The sequence below is a fragment of the Microvirgula curvata genome (genome assembly GCF_054781615.1).
Genome location: NZ_BAAGUB010000003.1, coordinates 237,945 through 256,095, shown reverse-complemented (window position 1 = coordinate 256,095; position 18,151 = coordinate 237,945). Strand labels below are relative to the sequence as shown.

Sequence of the window (18,151 nt, the reverse complement as noted above, 5' to 3'; positions counted from 1 at the left end):
CGGGCGCGCACTGCCCTGGCGTTCAGCCCGTTGTCAGCCGCCGCCCCAGCCGGGCCAGGCGGGCCAGCGCATCGCGGTCGAAGTCGAAGCCGCCGTTCAGGCGCAGGCAGTGGCCGAAGCGGCCGGACGGGGAAAAGATCGTGCCGGGTACGTAGCTCATGCCGTCGGCAATGGTGGCGTCGTAGGCGGCCAGGGTATCGACGTTGTCCGGCAGGGCGGCCCACAGTACGTAGCCGCCGGCGGGGCGTGACACGCGGGTGCCGGGCGGGAAGTGCCGTTCGACCTCGTCGGCCAGCCGCGCCAGCTGGCCGGACAGGCGGCGGCGCAGCTGGGCCAGGCGCCGGTCCGGCTTTTCATTCTGCAGATAGCTGGCGACCGCCATCTGGTTCGGAATCGGCGTGGCCAGCGTGCCCATCAGTTTCAGCAGCAGTGTCTCGCGGTAGTAACGGCCGGCAGCGAGCCAGCCAATGCGCGGTCCCGGCGAGAATGCCTTCGAGAACGTCGAGCAGTACAGCACCCGGCCGCTGCGGTCGTAATGCTTGACCGGCCGGTACGGCACGTCGGAGAACGCCAGCTCGCGATAGGCGTCGTCCTCGATCAGCGGGATCCGGTGGCGTTCGAGGATGTCGATCAGCCGCTGCTTGTCGGCTTCACGCATGACGAACCCCAGCGGATTCTGCAGCGAGGGCATCAGCAGGCAGGCAGCGACGTTGTGGCGCGGGATGGCGGCATCCAGTTCGTCGAGGTCGATGCCGCGTGCCGGGTCGGTGCGGATCTCCAGCGCCTGCATGCCGTTGTTTTCGATGGCGTGCAGCAGGCCGTAGAAAGTGGGCGATTCGACCGCGATCACGTCGCCGGGGCGGGCCACGGCGCGCAGGGCCAGGTTCAGCGCCTCCATGGCGCCGCAGGTGATGACGGTTTCCTCCCAGTCCAGCGTGACCCCCTGATGCAGGGCGCGGCGGGCGATCTGCTGGCGCAGCGCGTCACTGCCGGGCGGCAGGTCGCGCAGCCCGCGCTCGGGGGAGAAGCGCCGGGCGGCCTGGCGCAGGTGGTAATTGACCCGGTCGAGATCGAGCCAGGCCGGTTCGATGAACGGCGAGCCGAACGGCGCGATATGGCTGTCGCGCAGCGCGTCGAACAGGCGCAGCGCCAGCGGTGCGACTGCGACCTTCTGTGGCCGGGACGCAGACGGCGACGGCGACGGCATGCGCGGTTCGAGAACGAAATAGCCGCGTCGCGGCTGCGCCTCGATCAGGCCGGCCGCTTCCAGGTCCTCCAGCACGCGGCGCACGGTACTGGTGCTGAGCTGGTGGATACGGCATAGCGCGCGCACCGATGGCAGGCGGTCGCCGGGTTTCATCGCCCCGCTGCGCATGGCATGGATCAGGGTATCGGTCAGCAGTCGGAACTTGCGTACGGGGGCTGTGGCTTCTGGTGGCATGGGGGCTTTACCGTGGAACATCGCATCCGGGTGGCATTGTCGCATCTGTATGCATTGAAAATGCAAAAACCTGTGTGTTCCTGATACCAGAGACGGGGTATAGCCTGCGCGACGTTCTCCCATTCCGCCCGGAGCCGTCATGTCGACCACCGTCCAACCCCTGCATCGCGTCAGTGCCAAAGCGGCCCGCGATGCGCGCAACAAGATCTATCCGCGCCTGACGCGCGGTCGTTTCAACACCATTCGCGTGCTGACCGTACTGATCACCCAGGCCGTGTTCTTCGGCCTGCCGTGGCTGCAGTGGAATGGCCGTCAGGCCGTGCTGCTCGATATTGACCACGAACGCTTCTATCTGTTCGGCCTGATTCTCGGCCCGCAGGATCTGGTCTACCTGGCCGGCTTGCTGATCGTCAGCGCCCTGGGCCTGTTCGGCTGGACGGCACTGGCCGGGCGACTGTGGTGCGGCAACGCCTGTCCGCAGACGGTCTACACCGAGATCATGCTGTGGATCGAGCGTGCAGTGCAGGGCGACCGCCCGGCGCGGATGCGGCTGGATGCGGCGCCGCGCGCGTGGAACACGCTGTGGCGCAAGGGCCTGTCGCACGGCCTGATGATGGGGTTTGCGCTGCTGACCGGTGCGACCTTTGTCGGCTATTTCACGCCGATCCAGGACATTGCCACCAGCGGCTCGTGGTTTGCGCTGGGGGGCTGGACCCAGTTCTGGCTGCTGTTCTATGCCGTGTTCACCTATGTGCTGGCCGGTCTGCTGCGCGAGCAGGTGTGCAAGCACATGTGCCCGTATGCGCGCTTCCAGGGCGCGATGTTCGACGATGACACACTGATCATCTCCTATGATCCGGTGCGCGGCGAACCGCGCGGTTCGCGCAAGCAGGGCGACAAGCCGCGTGGCGACTGTGTCGACTGCAGTATCTGCGTGCAGGTGTGCCCGACCGGCATCGATATCCGCGAGGGGTTGCAGTACGAGTGCATCGGCTGTGCCGCCTGTATCGACGCCTGCGACACGGTGATGGACAAGATCGGTGCGCCGCGCGGACTGATCCGCTTTACCTCGCAGAATGCCATGGCGCGCGGCGTCGGCCGGCTGTTTGGCTGGAAGACCCTGTTCCGGCCACGCATGGTGGTCTACGCCGTGCTGATGGCCACCGTGATCGGGGCCATGGGCGTCGGCCTGTGGCAGCACCAGCCGTACAAGTTCAACGTCCTGCGCGACCGCGCCTTCCTGAGCCGGGAAGCCGACGACGGTCTGCTGGAAAACGGCTTTACGCTGCGGGTGATGAACTACGGCGAAAGCGCACAGGATTACCGGGTCGAGGTGGAAGGCCTGCCGTCTGCCAGCGTCAGCACCCGGCCGGAGAAAATCCGGGTCGAGGCGAACGGGGATGCGACGGTCTACGCCTGGGTGCGTGCCGATACCGCCGACCTGCCGCGCGGCAGTCATCCGTTCCGTTTCCGCCTGGTGCCGCAGCAGGGCGAGGCGCTGGAAACCGACGCCAGTTTCATCGCCGAATGATCCGCCTATAGCGTTTCCGGTTATTCGCAAGTGGCATATCGATGCTGCAGCCTGGCGGGACGATGCGATATAAAGGGACTATCGGACTGAAACACTGACGGACCCCCTTGATGAAACTATCGCTCCTGATCCCGCTGCTGCTGCTCCTGCCGGCGCTGGCCATGGCGAAGCCGCTGACTGTCTGCACCGACGCCAGTCCGGAAGGCTTCGACGTTGTCCAGTACAACTCGCTGGTGACCACCAACGCTTCGGCCGATGTGCTGATGAACCGGCTGGTCGAGTTCGATGCCCGCGCCGGCAAGGTGGTGCCGGGGCTTGCCGAACGCTGGACCGTCAGCGCGGATGGCCTGAGCTATACCTTTACCCTGCGCCGCAACGTGGCGTTCCATGCCACCGACTACTTCAGGCCGGGGCGCAAGCTGAACGCCGACGACGTGGTGCAGAGCTTCGAGCGCATGCTGAAGCCGGACCATCCGTGGCACCGGATCGCCGTCAACGGCTTCCCGCATGCGCAGTCGATGCAGTTGCCGAAGCTGGTGCGCGCCGTGGACCGGATCGACGACCAGACCGTCCGCTTTACCCTGAACGAGGCCGACGCGACCTTCCTGCCGATGCTGACCATGGGCTTTGCGTCGATCTACTCGGCCGAGTACATGGACAAGCTGATGGCGGCCGGCAAGCCGGCGCTGCTGAACAGCCAGCCAATCGGCACCGGGCCGTTCGTGTTCAGGGCCTACCAGAAGGATGCGGCCGTTCGCTACGTCGCCAATCCGGACTATTTCGGTGGCAAGCCGAAGGTCGAACGGCTGCTGTTCAGCATCGTGCCCGATGCCACCGTGCGGCTGCAGAAGCTGCGTGCCGGCGAATGCCAGATCGCGCTGTCGCCGAAGCCGCAGGATGTGGCCGGCATCCGTGGCAATCCGGCGCTGCAGGCGCTGTCGGTGCCGGCCTTCATGACCGCGTTCGTGGCACTGAACAGCCAGCACAAGCCGCTGGACAATCCGAAGGTGCGCCAGGCAATCAACCTGGCTTTCGACCGCACCGCCTATCTGAACAGCGTGTTCGGCGGCACGGCCGTGGCCGCGACCCAGATCTACCCGCCGAATACCTGGAGCTATGCCCGCGACGTCAGACCGTGGCCGCACGACCCGGCACGCGCGCGGGCGCTGCTGGCCGAGGCCGGGCTGGCGAAGGGCTTCGAGACCACGATCTGGACCCGTCCGTCCGGCAGTACGCTGAACCCGAACCCGCGCGCCGGTGCCGAGCTGCTGCAGGCCGATCTGGCCCGCGTCGGCATTCGCGCCTCGATCAAGGTCATCGAATGGGGCGAGCTGATCAAGCGTGGCAAGGCCGGCGAGCATGATCTGCTGTTCATGGGCTGGGCCGGCGACAATGGCGACCCGGACAATTTCCTGACCCCGCAGTTCAGTTGTGCGGCCGTGACCTCCGGCACCAATTTCGCCCGCTACTGCTCGCCGACGCTCGATCGCCAGATCGAGGCCGGCAAGCGTACCGCCAATGTGGCCGAGCGCACCCGGCAGTACGTGGCGGCACAGAGGTGGATTCACGACCAGGCACTGTGGGTGCCGCTGGCCCATCCGACCGCAACGGTGCTGGTCCGGCGCGAAGTCGGCGGCTACCGGGTCAGTCCGTTCGGCCGCCAGGACTTCGCGCCGGTCGTGGTCAGGTAGCCAGCCTCGACAGCGCCAGCCCGGCCGCCGCCAGGTCCCAGGCGGCGCAGCCGACCGTCTTGCAGACGATGGGCCGGCCGTCGTCCGGCCGCCGGTCCAGCGCCGACACCAGCGGCTCGACCCGCTCCCAGTCGACTCCGGCCAGAATCAGGTCGCCGGCCTCGTGGCGGGCGCCGGCCGGATCGTCGACGAACAGCCGGCTGGCGGCAATGGTGTCCGCCGCAATTTCCGCCGCCGTCGGCTGGAAGGCGCCGACGCCGATCACCAGCCGGCCGGCACGGGCGGCATCGTGGTAGACCGGCGTGCGGCTGGTGGTCAGGGTGATGACGGCATCGACTGCCGGCGTCTGTTCCGGCGCCGCTCGCAGGTCGGCGTCCAGCGTCGCCAGTTCGCGGCGGAATGCCTCGTCGCGGCCCGGGGCCGAGCCGCGCACATACAGCGTGATGCCCGGATACAGCGCGGCCAGCGCTTCGGCATGATTCTTCGCCTGGGTACCGGTGCCGATCAGCAGCACGGCCGTCGGCGCCTGCGGCAGCAGCGCGCGCAGGCCGAGCAGCGAGATGGCGGCGGTACGGCGGCCGGTGACGGTCGGGCCATCCAGGATCAGCAGCAACTGGCCGGTCACGCTGTCGTAGGCGGACACCTGGCCGTGCAGGGTCGGCAAGCTGCGCTCGCGGTTGGCCGGGGTGATATTGACCAGTTTGTGAATGGCGAGGCGTTCGGCCACGGCCGGCATCGACAGCATCACGCCGTGTTGCGGCAGTGGTACGACCTGGCGCTCCGGGCAGTCGATACGGCCGGCGGCATAGTCGCGGCAGGCCTGTTCCAGTGCGTCGACCAGCTGTGGATACGGCAGCAGGCCGGCCGTCGCGGTGGCGTCAAATACGCGGGGCGGGGCGGATGGGGACATGGTCCGGGTCTCCGGGAAAGGGGTCAGCGAACGAGAAAACCATGGGTCAGCGGATCGTGCGGATCGATGACCCAGTTGGCAAAGCCGCACAGATGGGCCTGGCCGCTGATTTCGGGGATGACCGCGTCGATATCGCCGACCCGGGTTTCGTGCAGGATGCGGGCCTGCATCCGGGTGCCGATGATGGATTCGTTGACCAGGGTGTCGTCCGCGGTCAGCAGGCCGCGGGCATGCAACTGTGCCGCGCGGCCGGCGGTGCCGGAGCCGGTCGGTGAACGGTCGACTTCGCGGTCGGCGAAGATGCAGCAGTTGGCCTGGGTCGAACCGGCGTGACGCGGTGTGTTGTCGACAATGGTGCCGTAGATATGGTTGATTTCCGGAATCAGCGGATGGACCACCGGAAACGCCCGGTTGGCCGCCGCCTTGACCTCGGCGCCGAAGCGGATCAGCCGTTCGGCCTCGTGTTCGCGGATCTGCAACTGGTGCGGTTCGCCCGGGGTATAGAAATAGAATGCGCCGCCAAAGGCGATGTCGCCGCGCACGCGGCCAAACGACGGCGTGTCGACTTCGACATCGCGCAGATACAGGAACGACGGCACGTTGACGAAGCGCGTCGCGCCGGCCCGCTCGCCATCCCACTCGACGAAAGCCTCGATGAAACCGCACGGCGCATCGATGCCGACCCGGGTTTCCGGCTCGGTGCGTTCGACCCAGCCCAGCGCCACGGCGGCGGTGGCCAGCGCGATGGTGCCGTGGCCGCAGTGATCGCTGTAGCCCTCGTTGTGAACGAAGATCACGCCGAAATCGGCACCGTCGCTGACCGGATCGGTCAGGAAACCGGCGTACATGTCGGCGTGGCCGCGCGGCTCGAAAATCAGGGCGGTGCGCAGCGCGTCGATATGGTCCCTGGCCCAGGCGCGCCGTTCGACAATGGTCGCACCCGGCAGCTTCGGCAGGCCGCTGGTGACGATGCGGAACGGTTCGCCGCCGGTGTGCATCTCGACGGTACTGATCATGCGGTTCAGGTTCATGGAGCCTCGCTTCGGGTCGGGGATCGGGGGCCGTGCCGGTCAGTCGCCACGGTGGGGACAGGACAGAATGCTTGACGCGGAGGCGCCGGGCAAGGCATGGTGGCGCCACATATGAATATTTCGATGACAGCCGTTTTTCTCGCCGGATGGTGGCGCGCCTGACAAGGGCGGCGTCGGGTATTTCTTTGCTTACGACAGGCCGCCGCACAGGGCGGCCTTGTCATTCCTGCCTGTCCCTGGCGGCGGCATTCCCACTCAAAAGGAGAATGCAATGTCCCGCTCGCAATGGGGATCCAGGGTCGGATTCATCCTCGCATCGGCCGGTGCGACCGTTGGCCTCGGCTCGATCTGGAAGTTTCCGTATGTGACCGCCATGAATGGTGGCGGCGCCTTCCTCGCCATCTTTGTCGCCATTACCTTCACCCTTGGCCTGACGCTGCTGCTGGCCGAAATCGCCATCGGTCGCGCCGCCGGCTGCGGCGCCGTCAGCGCGCTGCGCAAGCTGGGCGGCGGTGGCTGGCCGCTGGTCGGCTACGCCGGCGTGCTGTGCGGCTTTCTGGTGCTGTCGTTCTACTGCGTGGTCGGCGGCTGGACGCTCGGCTACCTGTGGCGTGCGATCGACGGTCGGGTCATGAGCGATTCGCCCGAGGCGCTGGCCGCCCTGTTCGGCCAGTATGTGTCCAGCCCGGTCGAGCCGCTGCTGACCCTGGCGCTGTTTGTCCTGCTGACGCTGGTGGTGGTGATGTCCGGCATCCAGAAAGGCATCGAGCGGGCCGGCAAGATCATGATGCCGGCGCTGTTCCTGCTGATGCTGGTGCTGATCGTCCGTTCGCTGACCCTGCCGGGCGCATCGGCCGGGGTGGCGATGTTCCTGGCGCCCGACTTTTCCCGCGTTACGCCGGCCATGCTGGTCGACGCGCTGGGGCTGGCCTTTTTTTCGCTGTCGGTCGGCGCCGGCTGCATGCTCGCCTACGGCTCCTACCTGGGACGCGACGTCAAGCTGACCGGGGCGGCGCTGTGGGTGACCGGGCTGACCACGCTGACATCGATCCTGGCCGGGCTGATGATTTTCCCGGCCATCGCCGCCTTCGGCCTCGATGCCGCCGCCGGGCCCGGCCTGACCTACATGACCATGCCGATCGTGTTCAACCACCTGCCGTTCGGTCAGGGCTTTGCCCTGGCGTTCTTCGCCCTGCTGCTGTTCGCCGCACTGACCTCGTCGGTTTCGCTGCTGGAGCTGATCGTGGTGCTGCCGATCGACGACTGGGGTGTGTCGCGCCGTCGCGCTTCCCTGGTGGTGTCCGCCCTGGTGTTTGCCGCCGGTATCCCCGCGTCGCTGTCGTTCGGTCTGCTGGCCGACTACAAGTGGTTCGACCGCAATGTGTTCGAACTGATGGACTATGGCGCCAGCAATATCCTGCTGCCGCTCGGCGGTATCGGCACCGCGCTGTTTGCCGGCTGGAAAATCTGGCCGACGCTGCGCGACGAGCTCGAGCTGCCCGCCGGAATGACGGTGGCAATGCGCTGGATGTGTCGGCTGTTTGCACCGGTATTGATCGGCGTGATCCTGGTCTGGAATATATGAAAATCTTTTTTTGATGCGGCGGTTTTTAAATCGTTATTGAATAAAAAATAATATCAAATAGAAGGTTTTTATTGTCTGTTCGATGAAGGGAGAGCACGAAATCAGTATTCTCCCTTCCTTTCTCATGAAAAAAGAGCAACCTGCCGATATGCGCCAGGTCAGGGCGATATCTGCCCTGTTTACCTGTTTCGCCAATCATGGTTGCAGGCGATGCCATTTTCTTGTGGTACCCGCAAGATGTCTTTTTTATCGAGAATCGTGTGGTTTACGCTCATTCTGTGCAGGTTTCTCTTTCGACCGGCAGGGGCTGGCTGGTCGGCACGGCAATGCTGTGGACGGTTGCCGGCCCGGCCTGGGCCATCAATGAATGCGGTACCGGTCTGACCGTCAGTTGCAATGGCTCTGGCAGCAGTGCCGGACAGAAAAACCCGTACGCAAATGGTATCAGCTATACCGACGCCAATATCAATCTGACCGTGACCGGCAAGGTGGCTGTCGATACCAGCGGTGCAGCCGAAAATGACGGGCCCTATACGGTCGGTATCGGAATCAGCAGCAGCAAGCTTACCAAAGCCGGATCGGCACGGGTCCTGGTCGAGGCGGGGGCGACCATCACCACCCGGCAGGATTATGCCCGTGGGATTTCCATCCGGGGGACGGTCGGAAGTGCGTCAGGAACGGTAATCAACTACGGCAATATCACCACCTTTGGTGCCGACGCGCGGGCCATCTTCGTCCAGGTGAACAATAACGCCTCCGTGGTATCCACCGGCAGCATCAGCACCCGGGGTGCAACCGCCCGCGGCCTGTATGCGCAGAGCCTGCAGGGCGGCGATGTCTCGGTGACCAACAGCGGGACGGTGCAGACCGCGCTGGCCAATGGCATCGAGGCGCGGACGATCAATGCCGGTACGGTGGATATCACGCAGTCGGGTACGGTGGATGCAGGCGGTACGACCAGCGATGGCATCTTCGTCGAAGGGGGGGCTCAGGGGCATGCCACGGTCCGCAATACCGGGTCGGTTCGCGGTGCCACCGGACTGCTCATCACGGGTTCGCAGGCGACGGTCAGCAATACCGGCTCGCTGACCGGCACCCGGTCGGCAGGGCTGCGCGTGACCGGCGGTGCCGTGGCAACCATCGACAACGGACCTGGTGCAAGCATCAGCGGACAGACCGGCATCGACCTGCAGACGTCGGGCAACCGGATACGCAATCGTGGCCGGATCCGCGGCGAGGCAGGCACTGCGATCCGGCTGGGGGGCGCCGGCAATGTGCTCGAACTGGACAGTGGTTCGGTGCTGGACGGCGATGTGCTCAGTGCCGGCAGCAACAATACGCTGACACTGCTGGGCAGCGCGGTCGAAGACAGCCGCTTCGTGGGCGCGGGCGCCGGTGACGGATTCCGTTCCCTGACCATGGCCGGCGACGACTGGACGCTCAGCGGCGATGTGGCACTGATCGGCACCGCCGCCGACACCCTGTCGGTCCGGCAGGGACGGCTGACCCTCGGCGGCACCGTCGACAGCCGGGGCGGGGCCACGATTGCGCAGGGGGCCACACTGCGGATCGGTGAGGGGGCCGCCAGTGGTTCGTTCAATGGGTCGATCATCGACAATGGCGAACTGGTATTTGACCGCGCCGATGACACGGCTTTTTCCCGCTCGATCAGTGGCGATGGCGGGCTCACCCAGTCCGGCAGCGGCATGCTGACCCTCAATGGCGCGAACAGCTATCGCGGGCCGACCCGGGTCGAGGCTGGCACATTGCGGCTGGATTCGGCCCGTGCCATCAGCGGTGATTCGGTATCGGTCGCAGCCGGCGCCGTCTACCTGCTCGATTTCGCCGCGACGCCGCAGGCGTGGACCTTTGACCGGGCACTAACGGGGAGCGGCACGGTACGGGTTGACCTGGGAACGCCGTCTGCGGGTTTCCGGCTGGGAAGCGGGGCGGGGTCCGCATTTGCCGGCACGCTGGCGCTGGGCCGCAGCCAGTTCAACCTGGACGGCGACCAGGCGGCGCAACTGGCCCGGGCGACACTGCGGCTGGAAAGCGGCAATACCACCACCGTCGACAATGACCGGCTGGCGCTGGGACAGCTGTCCATTGCCGGCGGTGCGCTGGTACTGCCGACCGAGGCACCGGCCACCATCATCAGCGAGATCTCCACCGGCCGGCTGGACCTGCAGGGCGGCAGCGTGCAGGCCTATGTGCCCGACCACTACACGCCGGGCGAAGCATGGGATGGCCGGGCGCCGACCCTGCTGCGCCAGGACGATACCATCGTCAGCCGGCTGATCAGTGCGACCGGCATCACCGGCAGCGCCAGCCTGCTGGCGCTGATCGACCAGAATGGCACGGTGCTGGGAACGGAACGACAGATCGGCATCGAGCAGCACGGACTGGCCGTTGCCGTTGGCGACTATGGCTTTTATCTGGGTACCGGTGCCGGCAACGACGGGCTGTATGTCGGCTACGGCCTGCACCGGCTCGACATACAGGCCGGCCAGCTGCTGCACCTGACCGGGGACGACGGCACCCTGGCGGGTTCGACGCTGGATGCCAGGCTGACCGGCAGCGGCAATCTGCTGATCGAGGCTGCCGGCAGCATTACCCTGAACAATGCGGCCAACACTTACACCGGCACCACGCAGGTCTCCGGCAAGACACTGGTACTGGGCAACGACAATGTGCTCGGACAGACCTCGCAGCTGCGCATCGATGCCGGGGCGACCGTTGCAGCCAACGGGCATGTGCAGGGCGTGGGGGAATTGCTGATTGATGGCGATCTGCAGCTGTCCGGCGGCCAGCTGTCGGTACTGCCGCCCTGGGGCTCGGGCCGCCTCGAAGCCCGGACCGGGTCGCGCGTGGCGTTCGACGGCGGCGGGCTGAGTATCGGCAATGGCGGCCGCATCGCGGCCGGCACGCTGTCCGGCAGCGGCCTGCTGACCCTGACCGGTGGCGAGCTGCGGCTGGAGGGTGCCAATCCTGCGCTGGCGGTAACGACGCAGATCGCGGCAGGCGCCAGCGCAGTCGTGGACGATGTCGGCGGGCTGGGACGCGGCGGCATTTTCAACGATGGCACGCTGCGCTTCGACGCGGCAAATGGCGTGCTGTCCAATGCGCTGGATGGCCGGGGGGATGTGCAACTGGTGCAGAGCGGCCTGACGCTGTCCGGCGCCAATGACGGCTTTGCCGGTCGCTTCGACATCGATGCCGACAGCCGGCTGACCGTGACCGACACGCGACAGCTCGGCAGCGCCAGTGTGACGGATGAGGGTGTGCTGCTTCTCGACGTTGCCGGTGAGGGACGGCTGCTGAATGCGCTGACCGGGGCCGGCGAACTGGTTAAGCGCGGCAGCGGTGTCGTGCTGGCCGGGCAGGGGCTCGATCACCGTGGCGGTACCCGCATCGAGGGCGGCGGACTGCTGCTGGACAATGCCGCCGCGACGCTGGGGGGCGGCGGCCCGGTCACGGTTGCCGGCGGGGCGGTGCTGGGTGGCTACGGCGTCGTGGTCGGCGATGTCGGCAACGACGGCTATCTGGTGGTGGCTGACGCTGCGACGCGGCTGTCCGGGACCGGCAGACTGGAAATCCGCGGGGCGCTGGACAACCGGGGCGGCATCCTGCTCGGCGGTGCCGGTGTCGGCAATGCGCTGGTGCTGCAAGGTGACTACCGTGGCACCGGCTCTGCCTGGCTGCGGGTTCATGCCCGGCTGGACGGCGATGATTCGCCGGCTGACCGCGTACTGCTGGATGGCGGTCGCGCCAGTGGCGAGACCGCACTGCAGGTAGTCAATGTCGGTGGTGCCGGTGCCCAGACCCGGGGCGATGGCATCCTGCTGATCGAAACCGGCAACGGGGGGCAAACCGGGGCCCAGGCGTTCCGGCTCGACGCGCCGGTACTGGCCGGTCCGTACGCCTACCGCCTGTATCGCGGCGGCCAGGGGGCCGGTACGGCGGACAACTGGTATCTGCGTTCGGAGCGCAGCGATGAGGCGGATACGCCGGATGATGGCAAAAGACCCGACTACCGCGGTGAAACCTCGCTGTATGCCGTCGTGCCGGCCATGGCGCTGGCCTATGGCCAGACGATGCTGGCGACGCGCGAGGTCCGGGCGACGAATCTGGCCACCACCCGGCCGTTGCCGGCGGCCTGGGGGCGGGCGATCAACGAGGCGGGCCACTACGATGGCGGCGGCATACTGGCGAACGGGCCGCGGTATGCGAGCGAGTTGCAGGCACTGCAGGCTGGTCATGACCTGCTGCTCCGTCATGGGCGGGACGGCTCGGTGCTGCGTGGCGGGTTGTATCTGGCCATCGGCCAGGCCAGCGCCACCGTCGATCACGATGACGGTCGTCGTGCCGGCCATGACCAGCTCGACGGGCGCACGCTGGGCGGCTACTGGAACTGGCAGGCCGACAGCGGGGCCTATGTCGATGCCGTGGCCCAGGCCAGTCAATACCGCGTGCGTTCCGTCTCCGCCCAGGTGCGGCCGCTGCACAGCCGCGGCCATGGCGGCGCAGTGTCACTGGAGGCCGGCTTCCCGCTGCGGGTCGACCCGTCCTGGCGGCTGACGCCTCAGGTCCGGCTGAGCTACCAGCGCATCCGGCTGGACGCGGCGTCCGATGGTGCGGCCCAGGTCCGCTTCGGCGGGATGGAGTCGCTGCAGACCCGGGTCGGTCTGCTCGGCGAGCATGCGGCATCGCCGTCGTCATCGGTCTGGGTTCGTGCCGGGCTGGGCCGGGAGTCCGCCGCCAGGCCGGGCGCATCCTTCTCTTCCGACAACGGCTATCTTCCGTTCCGGACCGGCATGCGCGGCATGCTGGCCGATGCCGGGGCCGGTCTGGACATCCGGCTGGGCAAACAAACCAGCGTGCGCGGCAGCCTGGACTGGCAGGGTGCACCGGGCGGCCACGGCGGTGCCCGCCGTGCCGAACTCGTCATGCACATGAGCTGGTAGCGCAGTGCGGCGGCCGTTCGCCGCAATTTTTTTGCCCGCCAACCCTTGAAAAGCCCTTTCCTCGCCCATACCATTGGCACTCGCAACGGACGAGTGCCAGTCGCTCGTGCCAAATCGCTGATTTTTTTAGTGTTTTCTGATTGTTTCAGATAACTACTCGAGTACAGGAGAGTTTTTCCATGGTAATCCGCCCCCTGCATGACCGTGTTGTGATCAAACGCCTCGAAGCCGAAGAGAAAACCGCTTCGGGCATCGTGTTGCCGGGCAACGCGGCAGAAAAGCCGGACATGGGTGAAGTCGTCGCCGCCGGCAATGGCAAGATTCTGGAAAACGGCGAACGCCGTCCGCTGGAGCTCAAGAAGGGCGACAAGGTCATCTTCGGCAAGTACGCCGGCCAGACCGTCAAGGTTGACGGCGAAGAGCTGCTGGTGATGCGCGAAGAAGACGTGATGGGCATCGTCGAGTAATCGACCCGGTCCCGTCCCGTTGTCCCGATCCAATTTCCTGGAGTAAAAGAACATGGCTGCAAAAGACGTAAAATTCGGTGATTCCGCTCGTGCCAAGATGGTCATTGGTGTCAACGTGCTGGCTGACGCCGTCAAGGTGACCCTGGGCCCGAAGGGCCGCAATGTGGTGCTGGAGCGCAGCTTCGGCTCGCCGACCATCACCAAGGACGGTGTGTCGGTCGCCAAGGAAATCGAACTGAAGGACCGCTTCGAAAACATGGGCGCGCAAATGGTCAAGGAAGTGGCTTCCAAGACCAACGACGTTGCCGGTGACGGCACCACCACCGCGACCGTGCTGGCCCAGGCCGTCGTGCAGGAAGGCATGAAGTACGTTGCCGCCGGCATGAACCCGATGGACCTGAAGCGCGGCATCGACAAGGCGGTCATCGCCATCGTTGAAGAACTGAAAAAAATCTCCAAGCCGTGCGCGACCGGCAAGGAAATCGCCCAGGTCGGCGCGATTTCGGCCAACAGCGACAGCGTGATCGGTGAAAAGATCGCCGCCGCGATGGAAAAGGTCGGCAAGGAAGGCGTGATCACCGTTGAAGACGGTTCGGGCCTGGAAGACGAACTCGACGTGGTCGAAGGCATGCAGTTCGACCGCGGCTACCTGAGCCCGTACTTCATCAACCAGCCGGAAAAACAGATCGCCCAGCTCGACAACCCGTTCGTGCTGCTGTTCGACAAGAAGATCTCGAACATCCGCGACCTGCTGCCGGTGCTGGAACAGGTGGCCAAGTCGGGCCGTCCGCTGCTGATCATCGCCGAGGACGTCGATGGTGAAGCGCTGGCTACCCTGGTGGTCAACAACATCCGCGGCATCCTGAAGACCGTGGCCGTCAAGGCACCGGGCTTCGGCGACCGTCGCAAGGCCATGCTGGAAGACATCGCCATCCTGACCGGCGGCACCGTGATCGCCGAAGAAGTCGGCCTGACGCTGGAAAAGGCCACGCTGGAACAGCTGGGCCAGGCCAAGCGCGTCGAAATCGGCAAGGAAAACACCACGCTGATCGACGGTGCCGGCCAGGAAGCCGCCATCAAGGCGCGTGTCGACCAGATCCGCAAGCAGATCGAAGAAGCGACCAGCGACTACGACCGCGAAAAGCTGCAGGAACGCGTGGCCAAGCTGGCCGGCGGCGTGGCCGTGATCAAGGTCGGTGCCGCGACCGAAGTCGAAATGAAGGAAAAGAAGGCCCGCGTCGAAGACGCGCTGCACGCGACCCGTGCCGCCGTTGAAGAAGGCATCGTTCCTGGCGGCGGCGTGGCCCTGCTGCGCGCCCGTGGCAACCTGAGCAACCTGAAGGGCAGCAATGCCGAACAGGACGCCGGTATCCAGATCGTGCTGAAGGCGATCGAAGCTCCGCTGCGCCAGATCGTCGCCAACGCCGGCGACGAGCCGAGCGTGGTGGTGAGCAAGGTCTACGAAGGCAAGGGCAACTTCGGTTTCAACGCCGCCACCGGCGAATACGGTGACGTGGTTGAAATGGGCGTGCTCGATCCGACCAAGGTGACCCGCAGCGCGCTGCAACACGCCGCCTCGATCGCCGGCCTGATGCTGACCACCGATTGCATGATCGCCGAAGTGCCGGACGACAAGCCGTCGGCCCCGGACATGGGCGGCATGGGTGGCATGGGCGGCATGATGTAATACCGCTGCATGGCGCTCGCGCCATGCCCGGCAAACCCCCCGCGAACGCAGGTTCGCGGGGGGTTTTCATGGCCTGCCGCTGGCCGCCAGGCGCGGAATCCCGACCGGGCAATGGCGTGTTTTTGCCACGTCATCAATCATATGTTGCTAATGTGCAACAATGTCGTCACAATAAAAATTCAATAGAATCATGTATTTGTGTGTTGTTTCGGCCGCATGTTGCAAAAAAGACGCATAAACGTGAATTGCGTTGGCGAAATAGCAACAAAGCACCGTATAGTGAGTTCACACAAAGCACAGAGCACGTGCTGATCCGATGTTTAGAAGTCGGGCGCATCGACCCGCTGATTTACTCCAAAGAGGTAACTGACCATGAAAAAACTGATCGCACTGGCCGTTGCTGCACTGCCGCTGGCCGCTATGGCCGACGTGACCCTGTACGGCAACATCGAAGCCAGCGTTGAAGGTGGCAAGTCGAACGGCTACAACTTCGACAGCAACACCAGCAAGCTGAAGAGTGGCGTCCGCATCGACGACACCGGTTCGTACATCGGCTTCAAGGGCAACGAAGATCTGGGCAATGGCCTGAAGGCCATCTGGCAAGTCGAGCAAGGCCTGAACATCGACGGCACCACCGGTTCGGGTTCGGGCAACGGCTACAACAACACCTGGGCGACCCGCGACAGCTTCGTCGGCCTGACCGGTGATTTCGGTACCGTCCGCCTGGGTCGTCTGAGCACGTACCTGAACTCGGACATGGAAAAGTTTGACGCCTGGATCTACGGCGCAGGCGTGAACGGTTCGACGTACAACTCGGCTAACCTGCTGGACGGCCGCGTGAACAACGCCGTGCGTTACGACAGCCCGAACTTTGCCGGCTTCAAGTTCACCGCCCTGTACGGTGCTGACGAGCAGCGTGCCTATGTTGGTGACGATCGCACCAACAAGAACACCTGGAACCTGGGCCTCGGCTACGAAAACAGCGGCTACTTCGTTGACGCTGGCTATGTCGGCTTCCAGGACAACAACGCTGCTGGCGACAAGAACGCCAACTACTGGCGTGTTGAAGGCGGCTACAACGCCAACAACCTGCTGGCAGTGGTGTCCTACGGTCAAAGCAAGATGTACGGTGACAACAGCCCGTACGCCCAACTGGCCAACCTGGCCGTTGGTGGCAATGACGAGTTCAAGACCAAGGAAGCTGCACTGACCGTGGGTTACACCATCGGTGCCTTCACGCCGAAGTTCACGTACAACCGTGTCTGGGACATCAAGCAAAACGACAACAAGATTGCCGACAGCGCCCTGAACCAGTACGTGGTTGGTGTTGACTACGCCCTGTCCAAGCGCACCACGACCTACGCTTCGTACGGTTATGTTGACCACAAGGCCAACGAAGTCAGCAGCGAACAAACCTTCGCCGTTGGCGTGCAACACAAGTTCTAATCGTTACGATTGGAATGCATGACCGGCTCCGGCCGGTTACGGAAAACCCCGCCGTCAGGCGGGGTTTTTGCATCTGCCTTGACCTGCGGGTCGCCACTGGCAATACTTTCCGTTCTACCCAGTCCCGAAACCGACCTTGGACGACATTCCCTTATCGCTGTTGCTGACCACCCTGATCCTGCTGCTGGTGCTGTCGGCGTTTTTTTCCATGTCCGAAACCAGCATGATGGCGGTCAACCGCTATCGGCTGCGACACCGGGCCTTGCACGGCCATCGCGGGGCAAAGCTGGCGCAGGCGCTGCTGGCCCGTACCGACAAGCTGCTCGGCGTGATCCTGCTCGGCAACAACTTCGTCAATGCGGCGGCGGCGTCACTGGCGACGGTCATCACCTTCCGCCTGGTCGGACAGAACGAGATCGCGCTCGGCATTGCCACCGTGCTGGTGACCTTCGCCATTCTGGTGTTTGCCGAGGCGACGCCGAAAGTCATTGCCGCCACCCACCCGGAACGGATTGCGCTGGCCGCCAGCTACCCGCTGACGTTGCTGCTGAAACTCGCCTATCCGGTAGTCTGGTTCGTCAACCTGTTCGTCCACGGGCTGATCCGTCTGCTGCGCGTGCAGCCCGAGCCGGAAACGACGCAGCTGACACCGGAAGAATTGCGGGTGCTGGTGCTGGAAAGCGGGCAGTTCATTGCCAAGAAGCACCAGTCGATGCTGCTGAACCTGTTCGAGCTGCAGAACTGCACGGTCGATGATGTGATGATCCCGCGCCAGCAGATCGAAATGATCGACCTGGCCGATGACATCGACGATATCGTGCGCCAGCTGCGCACCTGCCATCACACCCGGCTGCCGGTCTGCGAGGGTTCCAGCGACAATGTGATCGGCGTGCTGCATACGCGCAAGGTGCTTGGCCTGACCGACACGGCACTGACACCGCTGCGGCTGCGCAGCGTGCTGCGCTCGCCGTACTACGTGCCGGCCGGCACGCCGCTGTTCACCCAGTTGCAGAATTTCCAGGAAAACCGCCGCCGCATCGGCATCGTCGTCGACGAGTATGGCGAGATGCAGGGGCTGCTGACGCTGGAAGACATTCTCGAACAGGTGGTCGGCGAGTTCACCACCTCGGCGCCAACCTTTGCCACCCACCTCGACCGCCAGGCCGACGGCTCGGTGCTGGTCGATGGCAGCGAGCAGCTGCGCGACCTGAACCGCAAGTTCGATACCCGGCTGCCGGTCGACGGACCGCGTACCGTCAACGGTCTGGTGCTCGAATACTTCCAGGACATCCCCGAGCCGGGCACCTGCTTCAAGCTGCATGGCTGCGTGTTCGAAGTGGTGCAGGCCGGCGACAAGGGTGTGCGCCGGGTCCGCATCCGGCCTCCGGGCTGAGTCCC

Annotated in this window: 11 protein-coding genes; 8 read left to right on the top strand and 3 right to left on the bottom strand. The window is 65.1% G+C overall.

All coding sequences use genetic code 11. The features are described 5' to 3' along the window. Positions 1-22: 22 nt before the first annotated feature. Entirely contained in the window at positions 23-1,441 is a 1,419-nt protein-coding gene (locus ACYVG8_RS01390) for an aminotransferase-like domain-containing protein (RefSeq protein WP_460744930.1), read from the bottom strand. A 139-nt stretch (positions 1,442-1,580) separates the two neighbouring features. Between ACYVG8_RS01390 and ccoG the strand changes: the two genes are divergently transcribed. Both ccoG and ACYVG8_RS01380 read left to right on the top strand, forming a co-directional pair. After that, positions 1,581-2,972 (top strand): cytochrome c oxidase accessory protein CcoG, encoded by a 1,392-nt coding sequence (ccoG, locus tag ACYVG8_RS01385; RefSeq protein ID WP_084299681.1) that lies wholly within the window; start codon positions 1,581-1,583, stop codon positions 2,970-2,972. A 110-nt stretch (positions 2,973-3,082) separates the two neighbouring features. Beyond that, a complete protein-coding gene (locus ACYVG8_RS01380) occupies positions 3,083-4,663 on the top strand; it encodes an ABC transporter substrate-binding protein (RefSeq protein WP_028497628.1) in 1,581 nt (526 codons plus the stop codon). Here ACYVG8_RS01380 and lhpI read toward each other — a convergent pair. After that, positions 4,656-5,573, bottom strand: coding sequence for a bifunctional Delta(1)-pyrroline-2-carboxylate/Delta(1)-piperideine-2-carboxylate reductase (gene lhpI / locus ACYVG8_RS01375; RefSeq protein ID WP_028497629.1), 918 nt, complete (start codon positions 5,571-5,573; stop codon positions 4,656-4,658). The two genes, ACYVG8_RS01380 and lhpI, sit on opposite strands and share 8 nt — an antisense overlap. Positions 5,574-5,596: 23 nt before the next feature. Continuing rightward, a complete protein-coding gene (lhpH, locus tag ACYVG8_RS01370) occupies positions 5,597-6,604 on the bottom strand; it encodes a trans-3-hydroxy-L-proline dehydratase (RefSeq protein WP_460744929.1) in 1,008 nt (335 codons plus the stop codon). 271 nt (positions 6,605-6,875) lie between these two features. Here lhpH and ACYVG8_RS01365 point away from each other — a divergent pair, with 271 nt between their 5' ends. The 6 genes from ACYVG8_RS01365 to ACYVG8_RS01340 all read left to right on the top strand — a co-directional run bounded on the left by ACYVG8_RS01365 (position 6,876) and on the right by ACYVG8_RS01340 (position 18,146). Next, positions 6,876-8,189 (top strand): sodium-dependent transporter, encoded by a 1,314-nt coding sequence (locus ACYVG8_RS01365; protein ID WP_028497631.1) that lies wholly within the window; start codon positions 6,876-6,878, stop codon positions 8,187-8,189. 278 nt (positions 8,190-8,467) lie between these two features. After that, positions 8,468-13,153 (top strand): autotransporter outer membrane beta-barrel domain-containing protein, encoded by a 4,686-nt coding sequence (locus ACYVG8_RS01360; RefSeq protein ID WP_460744928.1) that lies wholly within the window; start codon positions 8,468-8,470, stop codon positions 13,151-13,153. A 179-nt stretch (positions 13,154-13,332) separates the two neighbouring features. Beyond that, on the top strand, positions 13,333-13,620 hold the full coding sequence (gene groES / locus ACYVG8_RS01355) for a co-chaperone GroES (protein ID WP_028497633.1): 288 nt from the start codon (positions 13,333-13,335) through the stop codon (positions 13,618-13,620). Between the two features lie 52 nt (positions 13,621-13,672). Continuing rightward, a complete protein-coding gene (groL, locus tag ACYVG8_RS01350) occupies positions 13,673-15,307 on the top strand; it encodes a chaperonin GroEL (protein WP_028497634.1) in 1,635 nt (544 codons plus the stop codon). 372 nt (positions 15,308-15,679) lie between these two features. Next, complete coding sequence (locus ACYVG8_RS01345; protein ID WP_028497635.1) at positions 15,680-16,753, top strand: porin; 1,074 nt, start codon at positions 15,680-15,682, stop codon at positions 16,751-16,753. Positions 16,754-16,889: 136 nt separating this feature from the next. Further along, positions 16,890-18,146, top strand: a complete 1,257-nt coding sequence (locus tag ACYVG8_RS01340; protein WP_028497636.1) for an HlyC/CorC family transporter — start codon at positions 16,890-16,892, stop codon at positions 18,144-18,146. The last annotated feature ends 5 nt before the right edge of the window (positions 18,147-18,151 follow it).

Bases quoted from the DNA above. Each gene is read 5' to 3' on its own strand.
- ACYVG8_RS01390 (WP_460744930.1), bottom strand. From the start codon at position 1,441: ATGCCACCAGAAGCCACAGCCCCCGTACGCAAGTTCCGACTGCTGACC.
- ccoG (WP_084299681.1), top strand. From the start codon at position 1,581: ATGTCGACCACCGTCCAACCCCTGCATCGCGTCAGTGCCAAAGCGGCC.
- ACYVG8_RS01380 (WP_028497628.1), top strand. From the start codon at position 3,083: ATGAAACTATCGCTCCTGATCCCGCTGCTGCTGCTCCTGCCGGCGCTG.
- lhpI (WP_028497629.1), bottom strand. From the start codon at position 5,573: ATGTCCCCATCCGCCCCGCCCCGCGTATTTGACGCCACCGCGACGGCC.
- lhpH (WP_460744929.1), bottom strand. From the start codon at position 6,604: ATGAACCTGAACCGCATGATCAGTACCGTCGAGATGCACACCGGCGGC.
- ACYVG8_RS01365 (WP_028497631.1), top strand. From the start codon at position 6,876: ATGTCCCGCTCGCAATGGGGATCCAGGGTCGGATTCATCCTCGCATCG.
- groES (WP_028497633.1), top strand. From the start codon at position 13,333: ATGGTAATCCGCCCCCTGCATGACCGTGTTGTGATCAAACGCCTCGAA.
- groL (WP_028497634.1), top strand. From the start codon at position 13,673: ATGGCTGCAAAAGACGTAAAATTCGGTGATTCCGCTCGTGCCAAGATG.
- ACYVG8_RS01345 (WP_028497635.1), top strand. From the start codon at position 15,680: ATGAAAAAACTGATCGCACTGGCCGTTGCTGCACTGCCGCTGGCCGCT.